Below are 15,676 nucleotides of genomic sequence, written 5' to 3'. Positions count from 1 at the left end.
CCTGGTGGTGGTGCAAAACCTTCTGCTCTGGCCGGAACGCACCGTTTGCGTCAAGCGAGAGGCCCGGTATCGTACTAATTTATTTGTTGTCTTTAGGGCAATCAACTCTCACTTTAAAACCTTCTTTCAGGTAATCTTTGATCGCCTCAGCAAACTTTTCGTCTGCGGTTTTCTTTGGCTTTTCCTTAACCAAAGATTTCCCAAACAAAGCCTCATTAGTCCAAATAATAAACACGAAAACCAGAATAATTGCAAGTTCCATAGATGCTGCTGTGACTCTGTTTCAGGGCCTTGAACACACTGTCTGCATCGAACAATCTACAGGGAATTGGTATACACATATTGGAATACAAAGGGATAACCTTATGTTCCGGAAAGAATTAGAACAAATTCTAATCCAGATGTAAAGCTTCCCTAGGAGAAAAACTCCAGAACCTGAGATGGTCTTGAAGTACCCAACTTTAAGCCTAAAGCCTGGAATCCAGAAATCATGGATGCTGACTTAAGTCGAGAAATCGAGATCTGGGCTGAAACCACGTCATTCCTTAGTACGCTCACTCTGCCAAGACACCTATTTGAGACAGCAGAACCGCCCCATGGTGGCGAGAAGAGGTAGAGCCTCTAGGGAGCGCTCCCACACAAAGCACGGGAACGAGAATAAACCAGATGGGCCACAGACCAAAAGCTTCCCGCCTTAGGTTGCCCCCTGAAAAAGCTATGGTTTACATGACCAACCTAGGACAGGTTGCCCATACTATATCGGAAACTTTTGGTGTGGGAAGCATCAACCGCTATATGTAGGGGTTTTTCATGGAATTTTTACCATGGCCGCTACAATGCCCCGTTGGCCCAGGAACGCTATCGTCAAAATTTCACATGAAGAGACCCACCCCCCCCTCCGGGCACCCCTCCCAAGGAGGGGACGAGTGAGGCAACTTCGCTGAAGACAAAAGGCTTTTGCAAAGCACTTACCCTAATTTTTAGCCTTGACAGACCACTAGTACCTGAGGCAGAAATCACTCGCCCACTTCTGCAAGCCCAAGCCTTTGCTTAGAGCGGGATTCCCTTTCTGCCTTTTGCCCTCTTACTTCTGCCTTTCTGTACTAACCTTCCCGCAGTTTTTCGGCCCACACCCGGGTGGGTAGACCCCAGACATACACAAACCCTTCAGCGGCTTTGTGGTCAAACTGGTCGTCGGCGTTATAGGTGGCAAGGGCATCGGAATACAAGGCCAGGTCAGACTGGCGGCCCACCACTCGGGCGTTCCCCTTAAACAGCTTCATGCGGACAGTACCTGTCACCCGCGCTTGGGTTTGCTGCACAAAGGCATCTAGCGCCAGCTTCAGGGGACTGTACCAGAGGCCGTTGTACACCAGGCGGCTATAGGTTTCTTCGATGCCCCGTTTGTACTGGGTGACATCGGCGGTCAGGGTCAGACTTTCTAAATCGCGGTGGGCGTCAATCAGCACCAGCAGGGCTGGGGCCTCGTAAATTTCCCGAGATTTAATCCCCACCAGGCGGTTTTCGATCATGTCGATGCGGCCTACCCCGTGGCGACCAGCAATGCCATTCAGTTCGGTGACCAATGTTACTGGATCTAGGGCTTTGCCATTCAGGTGGGTGGGTATCCCCTCGGTAAAGCCAAGGTCAATGTATTCGGGAGCATCAGGGGTGTTTTCGATCGCCTGGGTGATCAAAAACACTTCTTCCAGGGGCTCGGTCATGGGGTCTTCCAGGGGACCCGCCTCGATGCTGCGCCCCAGCAAGTTGCGATCAATACTGTAGGGAGAGGACTTTTTTACCGAAAAGGAAAGTCCGTTTTTTTCCCCATAGGCGATGGCGTCGGCTCGGCCCATGCCCCACTCCCGTGCTGGTGTGAGGACTTTGAGCTTGGGATTGAGGGCTGCGATCGACACATCAAACCGCACCTGGTCGTTGCCTTTTCCCGTACAGCCGTGGGCCACGGCATCGGCCCCATAGCGCTCAGCGGCTTCGACCAGGGCCTTGGCAATCAGCGGCCGGGCCAGGGCGGTGGAGAGGGGATAGCGGTTTTCGTACAGGGCATTGGCCTGAATCGCCGGAAAGGCATAGTCGCGGATAAATTCTTCGGTTAGATCAGCCACCAAGGACTGCGAAACCCCGGCGTTTAGGGCCTTTTGGCGAATAGGCTCTAGTTCATCCCCTTGTCCCAGGTCAGCGGCCAGGGTAATCACCTCTTTCACCCCCCATTCGTTCATCAGATAGGGGATACAGACGGTGGTATCAACCCCACCGGAATAAGCTAAGACGACTTTTTCTGCGCGACCCATGGTCAATTCCTGTTAATCCAGTACAGGGGTAATATTATCCACTGTTTCTTGTTTTGGACGACCAGGGTTTAGCAAGATCTGATGACAATGGATGATAGAAGGTACTGGGTCTGCCCCTGTGCGATGATCTAACATGATGATTCCAAATGCCGATGACGTCTCTTCCTCCCCTCTCGACCGATACGATCTGGGCCATTCTCAACGATCAGTTGGACGATGATACTGTCAATCGTCTGGTGTGGCACCACCTGGGCTATCGCTATGACGACGCCAGCCAATCCTGGGATAACTCAGGGGTAGATACCGCCTGGGTTGAGCCATATCCTGAACCGCCTGACTTTATCGCCAGTCGTCCAGCCACGGTGCAACTCACCCGTTCTATCCCTAAGCCCCACAAGCAGTTATTGAAAGAAGAATTGGGCTTTAAGGGGTATAGCGTTGACCAATTAATCCCCCGTCTGACCCGGCGGGCCACCATGGCCAACTGGTTGTTAAGTCAGTTGAAACCCTAACCCATCAATTTCAATCACGGCCAAAAAAACAGGATGCAGATATTTCCGCATCCTGGATCTCCATCCACGGCGCTCCCTCCGTGGATTGTTGTGATCTACCCTTAAGAGAGCCCAGGGGGCTTAGAACATTTCCAAGAAAGACGATCCCAGCGATCGCAGCTGTCGTAGGGCAATGCCTACCATTGGGAAAAGTGTTCCTGCTTCTATGGTGAGGGTAGAAAAAGAAGTCCTCTAGAGTATCGGTACAGCATGTCAAGACCCCAGAGTTGTTGGGCCATTGGCCATGAACTTCGGGGCGTCCCAGGGTAGAACCCTGGGATCTGTACCGGCGTTCTAGAACTTGGCCCCGACGGCGACGGGTTGCTCGGCTTTAACGGCGTCGTCAGAGCGGGGAGGGGAATCTAGAAAAATATCTGTGGCTTTGAGTTGTAGCCCAGCCCTGGCCTGGGAGTCGGTTTTGCTGATATAGGGGGAGGCATCAATCGTGCCACTGACAATGATCAGCGACCCTTTCTTGATGTAAGCCAGCTTGCGCCAAGCGGCTGATCCTTCCCAAAAACTAACATCGACCATAAAGCTGTCGCTGTCTTTACGGCTGGGTATGCGATCGACATAAATAGTGATTTCAGCGACCTGGGCTTGCCCCCCCGACTTGCGTTCCACGGTGCGAATGACGGGATCGGCAGCAACGTTACCGGCCAGGGTACATAGATTGAGGCCTCGGCTAGTCATAATTAAGTCTCCTATAAGGGTTAGATGCACAATGATCTGCCTACTTAGATAGGCAGGACTGTGGCTCTCCATCAATATGCACCTGAGGGCTTAAAGATTTGCTAAGGAAAATCACGTAACTTTTGCAGCCGCTGGGTCCGGGTTTTCACGGATGGGCTGGGTTGAGGCGGGGGAGTGTGGTTGGCGAGATGGGGGCGTTCTTGGCCTTGTCTGGGGGATAAATTTCTAGCTGGGGAAGCGCAGCTTAGCGATATGCTGGGGCAGGAGGAAGGACAACGCTATGACAACTCGTTCGGTGAATCCTGCGGATCGTAAACTTTGGCTTGCAGCCATTAAACCTCCCATGTACAGCGTGGCCATTATGCCAATTGTGGTGGGTAGTGCGGTCGCCTATGCCGAGACCAGCACCTTTAATGGGGCGATTTTCTTTACATTTGTGGTGGCGGCGATTTTGATTCTCGCTTGGGAAAATCTGACCAATGATGTGTTTGACTCGGAAACAGGGATTGATGTCAATAAGTCCCATTCGTTGGTAAACCTGACCCGAAATAAGGGGCTGGTATTTGCCTTGGGCAATCTCTGTCTGGGACTGGGTATTGCTGGGGTGGTGGCGATCGCCCTACAGCAGCAAGACCCGACCGTGTTGGGCATTATCTTGCTGTGCTGCGGCCTGGGCTATGTCTACCAGGGGCCGCCCTTCCGCTGGGGCTACCATGGCCTAGGGGAAGTGCTATGTTTCTTGAGTTTTGGTCCGTTAGCCATCGGGGCGGCTTACTACAGCCAAGCCCAAAGCTGGTCCTGGAGCAGTCAACTGGCGGGGGTAATTGTGGGGTTGACCACTACTTTGGTGTTGTTTTGCTCCCATTTTCACCAGGTGGATGATGATGTGGCGGCAGGTAAGCGATCGCCGATTGTGCGCCTGGGAACGAAACAGGGAGCGGCCCTGGTGCCCTGGGCCTGTGGGGCGGTATTTGCGATCGCGATTTTAGCCATCGTTCTAGGTACATTTCCCCTCTGGACGGGGCTAATCCTGGCCAGTGCCCTGCCCGCCTGGCGGTTAGCCCGCCATGTGAATCAATTCCATAACCAACCCCAGGAGGTGAGTGGGGCCAAGTTCTATGCCATTGGTTTTCACTTTTGGAGCGGGGTGCTGCTGGCGCTGGGGTTCTGGCTTAGCACCTGGAGCTGATGACCATTAAGGTGACGGTTAGACCGTATCGCAGGCGGTTTCACCAGCCGTTGCAAACCGCCCATGGAGTCTGGACTGAGCGAGCCGGAGCCCTATTGCAGCTAAGGGATGATCGAGGCAGGGTGGTCTATGGCGAGATTGCCCCCATTCCCTGGTTTGGCAGTGAAACCCTGGAAGCCGCCCTGGAGTTTTGCCAGGCGCTGGCGGGGACATTAGCAGCGGATGAGGGAATTCCTGCGCGGTTGCCGGCCACTCAGTTTGCCATTGGATCGGCCTTGAGGCAGTTAGACCCCAGCCCGAGACCGCCCAGGGGAGGGGGCAGCAGGCATACCCACAGTTGCTTTGAGCCGGAAAGTCTTGAGCCTGACGTGATCTGTGGCTTACTCCCGGCTGGGGAGGCGATGCTAGGGGGCTGGCCACCACGGGTGGCCCTGGGCCATCGCACCCTGAAGTGGAAGATTGGCGTGTTTCCCGTCGCCCATGAGCTGGCCTGGCTAGACCAACTGGTCAACGACTTGCCGTCCCACTGCCGACTGCGACTCGATGCCAACGGCGGTCTGACAGCGTCCGAGGCAGCCCATTGGTTGGAGCACTGCGATCGCGTTAACGCCAATCCCCACAGCTGCACCATTGAACATCTGGAGCAACCCCTGCCCCCTGACCAATGGCCAGATCTGGTGCGGCTAAGCCAGCGACATAACACCGCGATCGCCCTGGATGAGTCGGTGGCCACCCTGCCCCAATTGCGTGCCTGCCACCGCCAGGGCTGGACTGGGGTATATGTGGTGAAACCAGCGATCGCCGGTTCTCCCCAGCAGCTGCAAGATTTTTGTCGGCAATGTTCGCCGCCGCAACTGGTGTTTTCGTCGGTGTTTGAAACCCGGGTTGGCCGCCAGGCGGCCCTAGCGGTGGCTGCCGCCTGTTACCAGGGGCGATCGCCTATCCCCGCCCTGGGGTTTGGCACCCAGGGCCAGTTCGACGATGATTGGGACATCTGGCCCCCAAGCCACATCTGGAATCAGCTGAGATGACAATGCCAGTCTCTCCACCGTAAAGGTTGCATACAATAAACCCATGATCTGCAAGGTTCAACCAGAATCTGGGCGAGAAGATCATTGTCAGCACCTAAGTTGATTGGGCTCAGTCGGAGACATCCTGGCAGGAGACATGTGATGGTTGGGCAACGGGCAACACAAGTGCTATGGATTGCCGAAGGCGGGGTAAGGCCATTACCCCCGGCCCTAGGGGCTGCCCTAGTATCAGCCGAACTCTCTATTCTGCCGCTGGCATCGGTGCAGGCTGCGGTGGCCCATTTTGAGGCAGCCAACCAGGCGATTGATGGCATATTGCTGGATTTAAATCAGGCGGCGACATTGGCCGCCCTGCAATGGCTACAGACCCAGGCTCCCCAGGTACCCATCATTGCTGTGGTCCCTCAACAACAACTACCCCTGGGGCTAGGGGCCATAGCGGCTGGGGCAGCGGATGTGTTGTACCGCGAAACCCTATCGGGGACTGAGATTCTGCGGGCGATCGCCTGTGCCCAAACCCGTTATCAACATCAGGAGCGACGCCGGGCCACAGCCAGTGATCAAGCCGCAACTCCAGCCGCGATCGCCTACCCAGAAACAACGGCCCAGTTGATCCAGCAGGAGCAACGGTACCGCTCTATTTTTGAAGGGGTACCGGTTTCCCTATGGGAAGAAGACTGGTCTGCGATCATGGCTATGGTGCGAGATCTACAGCGCCAGGGGGGCACCGACATGGCGGCCTATATCGACGAGCATCCCGACTTTGTGATTCAGGCGATCGAGGCGGTCAAAATTTTAGATATCAACACCGCCACCTTAACTATCTTTAAGGCCCAAACCAAACAGGACATTATTCAGTCTTTAGGCTCTATTTTTTCCACCCCCGATACTCTGCCGGGTTTTAAACAAGAGCTGACGGCCTTTTGCCTGGGCGAAAGCGGGTTCGAGACCGAAATGGCCCTGCGCACCCTGACCGGCGAGCTCATCTACGGCCTGGTGACCATGACCTTTCCTGACTGGACCAGTGGTTCAAGCTTGGTGCTAGTCAGCGTTTTAGATATTACCCAGCAGCGCCAAGCTAAACAAGAGCTGACTCGCAATCAATCGTTGTTGCGGATGGCCTCCCATGTAAGCCGCTTAGGGGCTTGGTGGGTGAACTTAGCCACCATGACCATGACCTGGTCTGAAGAAATGTATGGCATTTTAGAGCACCCCCTAGACCATATGCCTAGCCTGGATGACGTGCCTCAGTATTATGTAGCCGATGATCGGCGTCAGATTATAACGGCCTTTAATCGCTGTGCCCAAACCGGGGAAGGGTTTGACTTGCAGTTGCGGGTAATCACCGCTAAGGGGCATTTATTGTGGACTCGCTCCATCGGTGAGGCGGTGCGGAATGAGTCTGGGCAAATTGTACGGGTGCAGGGGGCATTCCAAGATATTTCTGTCCAAAAAGCCGCCGCCCAACAACTGCAAGATAGTGAAGAACGGTTTCGGCTGCTATCTAAGGCCACCAACGATGCCATCTGGGATTGGAATATTGTTAACGATCTCACCTGGCGAGGAGGGGCCTACAAAACCCTATTTGGCTACGGTGACGGCGAAGCCTTAACCGCCAACGACTGGTGGCGTGACCGGCTGCACCCGGAAGACCGTCAGCGGGTATTGGCCTCTATCCAGACTACGCTAGACCGTGGCGACAGCACTTGGTTCCAGGAATATCGCTTTCGGTGCCAAGATGGCCACTATGCCTATGTCTGCGATCGCGGCTATGTCATCCGCAATAGTCAGGGCCAACCAGTACGGATGATTGGCGGCATGCTAAATCTGACCGAGAAAAAGAACCTGGAAGCTCAACTGTTGCAGAGCCAAAAAATGGAGGCCATCGGTCAGTTAGCTGGTGGCATAGCCCATGACTTTAACAACCTGCTATCGGTCATCCTGGGGTATAGCGAGATGGTGTTGTCTCATCTGCCTAGTAGTAGCTCGATCCGCAATTGGGCTGTGGATATTCATACCGCTGGTGAGCGGGCTTCAGCGTTAACCCAGCAACTGCTGGCTTTCAGCCGCAAGCAGGTCCTGACTCCCCAGGTGATTGACCTGAATACCGTGGTCATGAACCTAGAGCAACTGCTCAAACGACTGATTAATCAAAATATTTGCCTTAGAACTGTGCTCAGGCCAGATATTCCGGCGGTTAAGGTTGACCCCATTCAATTGGAACAGGTGATGCTAAATCTGGTAGTCAATGCCCGTGACGCCATGCCCCAGGGGGGCGATCTGACCCTGGAAACGTCGATGGCCACCTTAGACGGCTACATTGCCCTAGAGCAGCTCAACTGTCAACCAGGAACGTACGCGGTGTTGACCATTACCGATACCGGATCTGGCATGACACCAGAGGTCCAGGCCCATATCTTTGAGCCCTTTTTTACCACCAAACCCCCCGGCAAGGGCACTGGCTTAGGACTGGCCACCGTGTTTGGCATTGTCAAACAAAGCGGTGGGCTAATCGAGGTGTACAGTGAAGTGGATGTCGGCACTCGGTTTAAGGTCTTGTTTCCCCAGGCGGTGACTGCTATCAACGGGGCAACCCAGGATTAAGCCAAGATGCTAGTACAGAATGGATAGATAGGTCTATTGTTAGAAATATGATGTTAGCTCAAGCCGTTAATCGTTCAAGGCTATGAGTTCCTGGTCGTCGTCCATTTCTGCCAAATTGGCTCAATTTTTAGTCCTATTAGGGCTAGGGGTGGTGTTTATCACCGACACGGCCATCCCTTTGGGATTTGCCCATGGCACCCTCTATCCCCTGTTGGTGGTGCTAGCGGGGCTGTCGCGCCGTCGGCGCTGGGTGATCGGTGTCAGCGTAACGGCAATTTTGTTGACGATCTTGGGGTTTTGGCTGTCGCCCCCAGCCCCGAACGGATTCCCCATCAGCTATGTGATTGCCAATCGGGGGCTATCGGGGCTGGCCAGTGCCATCACCGGCGGCCTTGTGCTAGTGGTGTTGCATCACCTGGATCAAGTCAAAGCCACCCAACTGGCCCTGAACCAAACCTATGACACCCTGCGATCGCAGCAACGTCTACTAGAAATCGCCAGTGAAATTGGTCACCTGGGGGGCTGGCTGGTACGCCTGCCGGAAGCCACCTGCACCTGGTCCGATGAAGTCTGCCGCATTCATGAGGTAGAACCGGGGTTTTCCCCCACCGTAGAGCAAGGGATTAGCTTTTATGCGCCGGAATACCGCGATCGGATCACCGCAATAGTCACCGCCTGTGCCCAAGACGGCATCCCCTTTGACGAAGAGTTGCAAATTATTACCGCCAAAGGCCGCCGGGTCTGGGTCCGCGCCATTGGCCAGCCCAACTATAACTCTCAGGGTGAAATTGTAATTGTGCAGGGGGCTTTTCAGGATATTACCGCCCGAAAACAGGCTGAAGCCTTCTTAGAACGTAGCGAACAGCGGTTTCGCCAACTGGCCGACGCCATGCCCCTGATTGTCTGGACCGCCGAGCCCAATGGCACCGTTGACTATGCCAGCTATGCCCTACGCACCTACACCGGCATTTTAGCCCCCGCCCCCCATCCCAGTCAGTACTGGCAAACCCTGCTACACCCCGACGATGTCGCCCCCTGTCTGGCCGTCTGGATGGAATCGGTACAAACCGGGAACCCCTATCAGTTTGAATTTCGTTTACGCCGCCACGACGGGGCTTATCGCTGGCACCTGGTGCAGGCGGTGCCGATCCGCAATGACGACGGTCAAATCATCAAGTGGTATGGCACATCCATCGAAATTCACGATCAAAAGCAGCTAGAACAGGAGGCCCGCCAGCTGGCCGACCGCCTCCATACCACCCTGGAAAGCATTACCGATGCTTTCTTTATTCTCGATCGCCAGTGGCGATTTACCTTCCTTAAACCGCCAGGCCGAACACCTGCTGCAACGGCAACGATCCGAACTGTTGGGCCAAAATGTGTGGGATGAATTTCCAGAGGCGGTGGGTAGCACGTTTCAGCACCAGTATGAACGGGCTGTGAATCAAGGCATCACCGTGGAATTTCGCGAGTTTTATCCCCCGCTGGACTGCTGGTTTGAGGTGCGGGCCTACCCCTCCAGCGAAGGGCTGGCGGTGTATTTTCAGGATGTTAGCGATCGCATCACCCTAGAAGAACAATTACGCCAGTCCCAGCGCCTAGAAGCGGTGGGTCAGCTGACTGGCGGTATTGCCCATGATTTCAACAACCTGCTAACGGTAATTTTGGGGAACGCCGAGTTGCTAGTTGAACAGCTAGACACCACCGCGCCTTTGCATACCCTGGCCGAAATGGTGGTCAATGCCGCCCAGCGAGGGGCCGAGTTGACCCAGCGGCTGTTGTCCTTTGCTCGCCGCCAGGCTCTAGATCCCAAAGCGGTGGATATCAATCAGCTGCTGGGTCGCATGGATGCTCTGCTGCGCCGCACCCTAGGGGAGCACATTGAGCTGGAATGGGTGAGGGGAGGCGGTCTCTGGTCAGCTTTGGTTGATCCGGCCCAGCTGGAAAATGCCCTACTGAACCTCTGCCTGAATGCCCGTGATGCCATGGCCCAGGGTGGCCGCCTTACCCTAGAAACTGCCAACACCCGCTTAGACCAAGACTATGCCGATCAACATGCCGAGGTGCAGCCCGGTCAGTATGTAATGATTGCCGTCTCGGACACCGGCCCTGGTATTCCCCCAGACCACCTAGAGCGAGTGTTTGAGCCCTTTTTTACCACTAAAGCCAAAGGTAAAGGAACAGGGCTGGGGCTGAGTATGGTGTACGGCTTTATTAAGCAGTCAGAAGGCCACATTAAAATTTACTCTGAACTGGGCGAAGGCACGACCGTCAAAATGTACCTGCCGCGATGCCTTAACCCTGACCAGCAGGCCTTAAGCCTTACCGGCCATGCTACCGTAGGCGGGGCCGAAGTCATTTTGCTGGTAGAAGACGACGATCTAGTGCGCCGCTATGGTCAAGAACAGCTACGAATGTTGGGGTATCGGGTGATTACTGCCAGAGATGGGGCCCAAGCCCTAGATATCATTCATCAGCGGGCTGATATCGATCTCCTATTTACCGATGTGATTATGCCAGGGGGGATGAGTGGGCGAGATTTAGCCGAGGCCGCCCAGCTGATCCGGCCCAGCTTAAAAGTACTTTACACTTCAGGCTATGCGGAGAATGCTATTGTCCACCAGGGTAGATTAGATCCAGGGGTACAGCTGTTAACTAAGCCCTATCGTCGAGCTGAGCTGGCCCAGAAAATCCGTGCTGTGCTCGCAGAACCCTAAGCCATGCATCAGCCCCCGACTCCCCAATCGTTTTCAGAGCAACTGCGATTGCAGATATTGCGCGCTTACCACCTGCTGGATACCCCCCCAGAGCCTGCCTACGACGATCTGGTAAAGCTGGCGGCCCATGTCTGCAACACCCCCATGGCCACCATCACCCTGATAGACGAAAATCGTCAGTGGTTTAAGGCTGCGGTGGGCTTGTCTATCACTGAAACAGACCGAAATATCTCGTTTTGCACCCATGTCGTAGATGCCGAAGCCCCTCTCGTCGTTACCGATGCCACCCAGGACCCCCGGTTTGCGACCAATCCCTTTGTGACCGGGGCATCCCACATTCGGTTCTATGCAGGCATTCCTCTGGTCTCGTCCCTGGGGGCTACCCTCGGCACCCTGGCCGTGATCGATCAGGTGCCCCGCCAGTTGACCCCAGAGCAAATGGACCTGCTGCGGGCCTTAGCCCACCAAGCCATGACCCACCTGGAGCTGCGATTTGAGCGCTACCATCACCGGCTCACGGCCCTGCGGCTCACGGCCACCCAGCAAACCAGCCAGGTGGGTATCTGGCAACTGTTAGTTCATGAAAACCGCCTGCTGTGGACAGAGAGTGTCTGCCAGATCGTTGGGGTCGAGCCCAACAGCTTTAACGAAACCCTGGACGCTTTTTTAGAGCTGGTTCATCCTGACGACCGTCAAGCCCTGGTCACAGCCCAGGCCAAAGCAATTGCTGAAAACAGTCCCCTAGACATTGAGTACCGGATTATTCGCCCTGATGGTGAACTGCGCCACCTGCATACCTGCGGTCAGCGGTTATCCGACAATGACAGGCTGTCGCCGCTGCTCATCGGCACCACCCAAGACATTACCGCCGAGAAACAGGCACAAACGTTGCAGCAGCAACAGCAGCAAGACCTCCGCTATGCCCACGACACCCTCAACTTTCACCTGCAAAACTCGCCCTTAGCGGTCATCGAGTGGGACTGGGCTTTTCGGGTCAGCCGCTGGTCGCCCCAGGCCGAAGCCCTATTTGGCTGGTCCGAAGCCGAAGTCAAGGGGCGGCATCCTGGGGATTGGCTGTTTGTCTACCCCGCAGATGTGAAAACTGTCGAGCCAGTGATGACCGAACTGATTAACGGCGAGGTCAAGCGTAATGTTTGTTGCAACCGCAACCTGACTCGGGATGGCTCGGTGGTGCACTGTGAATGGTACAACTCGGTGCGGCTCGCTCAAAACGGCAATATTATGTCTATTTTTTCCCTGGTGCTGGATGTCACCGAGCGGGTGCAGGCCGAGCAAGCCGCCGCCGCCGCCCTGGCTGGGGAAAAAGCGGCCCGAGCTGAAGCCGAGGCGGCTAAAGCTCATTTTCGATCGCTGTTTGAGTCAGCCCCCGGCATGTACCTGGTGGTCACCCCTGCAGATTATGCCATTGTGGCCGTCAGTGAAGCCTATTTGCAAGCCACCATGACTCGGCGAGAGGAAATTATCGGGCGTTGTTTGTTTGACATTTTCCCGGATGACCCCAGCGATCCCCAGGCCGTTGGCACAACCAACCTCCGCACCTCCCTAGAGCGGGTGAAACAGTGGCGGCGAGCCGATGGCATGGCGGTGCTGCGCTACCCGATTCCCCACCCCGAGGGTGGCTTTGAAGAACGGTTTTGGAACCCCTTCAACTCTCCGGTGTTCGGGCCGGATGGCACCCTGGCCTACATTATTCATCGGGTGGAAGATGTCACCGCTTACGTGCGCTACCGGCAGCAGGCAGGAGAAGGACAAGCTGTGGGGCAAACGTTGGAGCCCATCCAGCAGATGGAAGCAGACATTGTTCAACGGGCCCATGACCTGCAAGCGTTGAATGAAAAGTTGCGTCGGCGTGAGGAACGGCTGCGCCGTACCTTTGCTGCTGCCGCCACTGGCATTGTGGCGGCAGATTTACAGGGTGGGTTTTTAGAAGTCAACCAGGCCTTTTGTCGGATGATGGGCTACACCGAGGCTGAGCTCCTGCAAACCGACTACCTTTCAATTACCCATCCAGCGGATCGGGCGGTTAGTCGCGATCGCGTCCACTCTTTGCTCCAGGACAATCTAGAGAGCTTTGTGCTGGAAAAGCGATTTATCACCCAGGACCAGCAAGTGGTGTGGGGCCGCGTCAGCGTTGCCGCCCAGCGCAATGACATCGGACAAATCATCAATACCGTCGCGGTGATCGAAGACATCACCCAGCAGCGCCAGATGGCTCAACAACTGCAAGAAAATCAGGCCCTGGTTCGCATCGCCGAACGGTTGGGGCGGCTGGGGGGCTGGGCGATTGACCTTGCCCAGGGCAACCAGGTGCACTGGTCCGCAGAGATGTTTAACCTGCTGGAGTGGCCCAACGACCAGGCCGCTTCCCTGGAAATTGGTTTAGAGCGTTACCCACCCGAGTATCGCCAAACCATTGAGGCGGCCTTAGCCGACTGTGCAGAAACAGGCACACCCTTTGACCTGGAGGTGGAAATTCTCACCTTTCAAAACCGTCACCTTTGGGTTCGGGTTCGGGGAGAAGCGGAATATAACGCGGCTGGGGAGGTGGTGCGGATTATTGGCGCATTTCAGGATATTTCTGCCCAGAAGCAGGCCGAGTCGGCGCTGGAGCGGTTTGCCAGCCGCCTACGCACCACCCTGGAGAGCATGACCGACGCCTTTTACCTGCTGGATGACCAGTGGCGCTTTGCCTACCTGAACCGGGAAGCCGAGCGAGTGCTACAGTGCAAAGCCGACGCGGTAATGGGGCAAGTGATGTGGGAGGCGTTCCCTGGTAGCCGCGACTCTGAGTTGTTTCCCCGCTACCATCAGGCCGTGGCCAAGGGGATATCCCAACATTTCGAATTTTACTACGCTCCCCTAGACGAATGGTTTGAAGTCAACGCCTATCCATCCGCCGAAGGGTTGGCGGTGTATTTTCGGGTGATTAGCGATCGCATTGCCCTGGAAGAGCAACTACGCCAATCCCAGCGTCTAGAGTCCATCGGTCAGCTTACGGGGGGTATCGCCCACGACTTTAACAACCTGCTGACGGTGATGCTGGGTAACGCCGAACTGCTCACCGAACTGCTGGAACCCACCTCGCCCCTGCATCCTTTAGCGGAGATGATTGGCAGTGCCGCCCAGCGGGGGGCCGAGTTGACCCAGCGACTGCTAGCCTTTGCCCGGCGCCAGGCGTTGAACCCCAAGGCCGTAGATGTGAATGCGCTGATTTTGGGCATGGAGGGTTTGCTGAAGCGAACCCTGGGGGAACATATTGACATTGAACTGGTCCTCAGGGCCGATGTGTGGCCGGCCCTAGTAGACTCCGCCCAGCTAGAAAGTGCCCTCTTAAATATTTGCATTAATAGCCGAGATGCCATGGCCAGCGGGGGCACCCTAACCCTAGAGACCAGCTGTATACGAGTAGACACAGACGATGCTCAAAATCCATCTGCATTGGTACCGGGTCAGTACGTCATGATTACGGTGTCTGATATCGGCACAGGCATTGCCCCCGATCATTTGAGCCGGGTGTTTGAGCCTTTTTTTACCACAAAGGCCATCGGACAAGGTACCGGCCTAGGGTTAAGCATGGTGTATGGCTTTATTAAGCAATCTAACGGGCAGATTAAAATTTATTCTGAACTGGGGGAAGGTACCACGATTCGAATGTACTTACCCAGGTATGTCGGCGGTCATGGAGAGAGCTCGGATGTGGATAGGACGATGGACTCAGTAGAGGGGGCAGAGCGGGTGCTGCTCGTAGAGGACGATGGTCTGGTGCGCCAGTATGCTCAACGTCAACTCGAAAGCCTAGGTTATCAGGTGGTGGTAGCTGAAAATGGTTCTGTGGCCCTAGACATTATTCGCCAGCGTCCAGATATTGACCTGTTGTTTACCGATGTGGTCATGCCGGGGGCTATGAGTGGCCGGGCCCTGGCTGATGCGGCCCTGCGGCTGCGGCCCGAGCTTAAGGTGTTATATACTTCTGGCTACTCAGAAAGCGCCATTGTCCACCATGGCCGCCTAGACCCTGGGGTACATTTGCTCAGCAAGCCCTACCGCCGGGCTGAGCTGGCCCAAAAGCTGCGCCAGGTTTTGGATCCGTCTGCCCCCCAGAGCAAGCTACAGGAATAGCACCATGGTTGCCCAACGTCTACTGATTTTAGATGACGACCCCATGGTGGGGGAAATGATTCAGCGCATAGCCCAACTGGCTGGGCTAGAGACTCGCTTTACCCCCAGCCCTACCGAATTTTTTCAACTATTTGACCAGTGGCAACCGAGTCACATTGCCGTTGATCTGGTCATGCCCGACATGGATGGGGTACAGGTGATGGTGGAGCTGGCTCAGCTGTCTTGCCAGGCCAAGATTATTATTACCAGTGGGGTGGGCAGTCGCGTTTTAGACGCCGCCGGTAGAGCCGCTGCCGGTAGTGCATTAATGCACGGGACGAAGGAAAATCAGACTACGCCACCACGATAACCAGGGAGACAAGCGCATGGCTATTGAGATGACCTGTCCGACCTGTGGGTCTCACGATATCTCCAAGAACGGCACCAGCCATCGGGGGAAGCA

At 55.4% G+C, this 15,676-nt stretch carries 11 protein-coding genes; 8 read left to right on the top strand and 3 right to left on the bottom strand.

What is annotated here, in order from left to right; all coding sequences use genetic code 11:
• Positions 1–79: 79 nt before the first annotated feature.
• Both E1H13_RS16920 and E1H13_RS16915 read right to left on the bottom strand, forming a co-directional pair.
• Positions 80–262 carry a hypothetical protein gene (locus E1H13_RS16920; protein ID WP_169614809.1) on the bottom strand — a complete coding sequence of 61 codons (183 nt, stop codon included), beginning with the start codon at positions 260–262 and terminating at the stop codon, positions 80–82.
• A gap of 841 nt (positions 263–1,103) precedes the next feature.
• Positions 1,104–2,309 (bottom strand): argininosuccinate synthase, encoded by a 1,206-nt coding sequence (locus E1H13_RS16915; protein WP_169614807.1) that lies wholly within the window; start codon positions 2,307–2,309, stop codon positions 1,104–1,106.
• Between the two features lie 152 nt (positions 2,310–2,461).
• Here E1H13_RS16915 and E1H13_RS16910 point away from each other — a divergent pair, with 152 nt between their 5' ends.
• Positions 2,462–2,821 (top strand): DUF1823 family protein, encoded by a 360-nt coding sequence (locus tag E1H13_RS16910; protein WP_169614805.1) that lies wholly within the window; start codon positions 2,462–2,464, stop codon positions 2,819–2,821.
• 333 nt (positions 2,822–3,154) lie between these two features.
• Here E1H13_RS16910 and E1H13_RS16905 read toward each other — a convergent pair whose 3' ends face one another.
• A complete protein-coding gene (locus E1H13_RS16905) occupies positions 3,155–3,553 on the bottom strand; it encodes a single-stranded DNA-binding protein (protein ID WP_169614803.1) in 399 nt (132 codons plus the stop codon).
• A gap of 280 nt (positions 3,554–3,833) precedes the next feature.
• On the opposite strand from E1H13_RS16905, the gene menA reads away from it, so the two are divergent.
• From menA to E1H13_RS16870, 7 genes are all read left to right on the top strand, one after another.
• Positions 3,834–4,742 carry a 2-carboxy-1,4-naphthoquinone phytyltransferase gene (gene menA, locus E1H13_RS16900; RefSeq protein ID WP_169614801.1) on the top strand — a complete coding sequence of 303 codons (909 nt, stop codon included), beginning with the start codon at positions 3,834–3,836 and terminating at the stop codon, positions 4,740–4,742.
• Positions 4,742–5,773 carry an o-succinylbenzoate synthase gene (locus E1H13_RS16895; protein WP_169614799.1) on the top strand — a complete coding sequence of 344 codons (1,032 nt, stop codon included), beginning with the start codon at positions 4,742–4,744 and terminating at the stop codon, positions 5,771–5,773. The genes menA and E1H13_RS16895 overlap by 1 nt, the downstream gene beginning before the upstream one ends.
• Before the next feature lie 141 nt (positions 5,774–5,914).
• The gene (locus tag E1H13_RS16890; RefSeq protein WP_169614797.1) at positions 5,915–8,377 is read left to right on the top strand and encodes a hybrid sensor histidine kinase/response regulator; all 2,463 of its coding nucleotides are present in this window, start codon (positions 5,915–5,917) and stop codon (positions 8,375–8,377) included.
• Positions 8,378–8,459: 82 nt separating this feature from the next.
• Positions 8,460–9,767, top strand: a complete 1,308-nt coding sequence (locus E1H13_RS16885) for a PAS domain-containing protein (RefSeq protein WP_169614796.1) — start codon at positions 8,460–8,462, stop codon at positions 9,765–9,767.
• Positions 9,655–11,094 (top strand): ATP-binding protein, encoded by a 1,440-nt coding sequence (locus E1H13_RS16880; RefSeq protein ID WP_169614794.1) that lies wholly within the window; start codon positions 9,655–9,657, stop codon positions 11,092–11,094. The genes E1H13_RS16885 and E1H13_RS16880 overlap by 113 nt, the downstream gene beginning before the upstream one ends.
• A gap of 3 nt (positions 11,095–11,097) precedes the next feature.
• Positions 11,098–15,234, top strand: coding sequence for a PAS domain S-box protein (locus E1H13_RS16875; protein ID WP_169614793.1), 4,137 nt, complete (start codon positions 11,098–11,100; stop codon positions 15,232–15,234).
• A 4-nt stretch (positions 15,235–15,238) separates the two neighbouring features.
• Positions 15,239–15,583 (top strand): response regulator, encoded by a 345-nt coding sequence (locus E1H13_RS16870; protein ID WP_169614791.1) that lies wholly within the window; start codon positions 15,239–15,241, stop codon positions 15,581–15,583.
• Positions 15,584–15,676 lie beyond the last annotated feature (93 nt).

The sequence above is a fragment of the Nodosilinea sp. P-1105 genome, assembly GCF_012911975.1.
Lineage (GTDB): Bacteria > Cyanobacteriota > Cyanobacteriia > Phormidesmidales > Phormidesmidaceae > Nodosilinea.
Note: the sequence above shows the minus strand (reverse complement) of the source record. Positions and strands in the feature narration are given on the sequence as shown.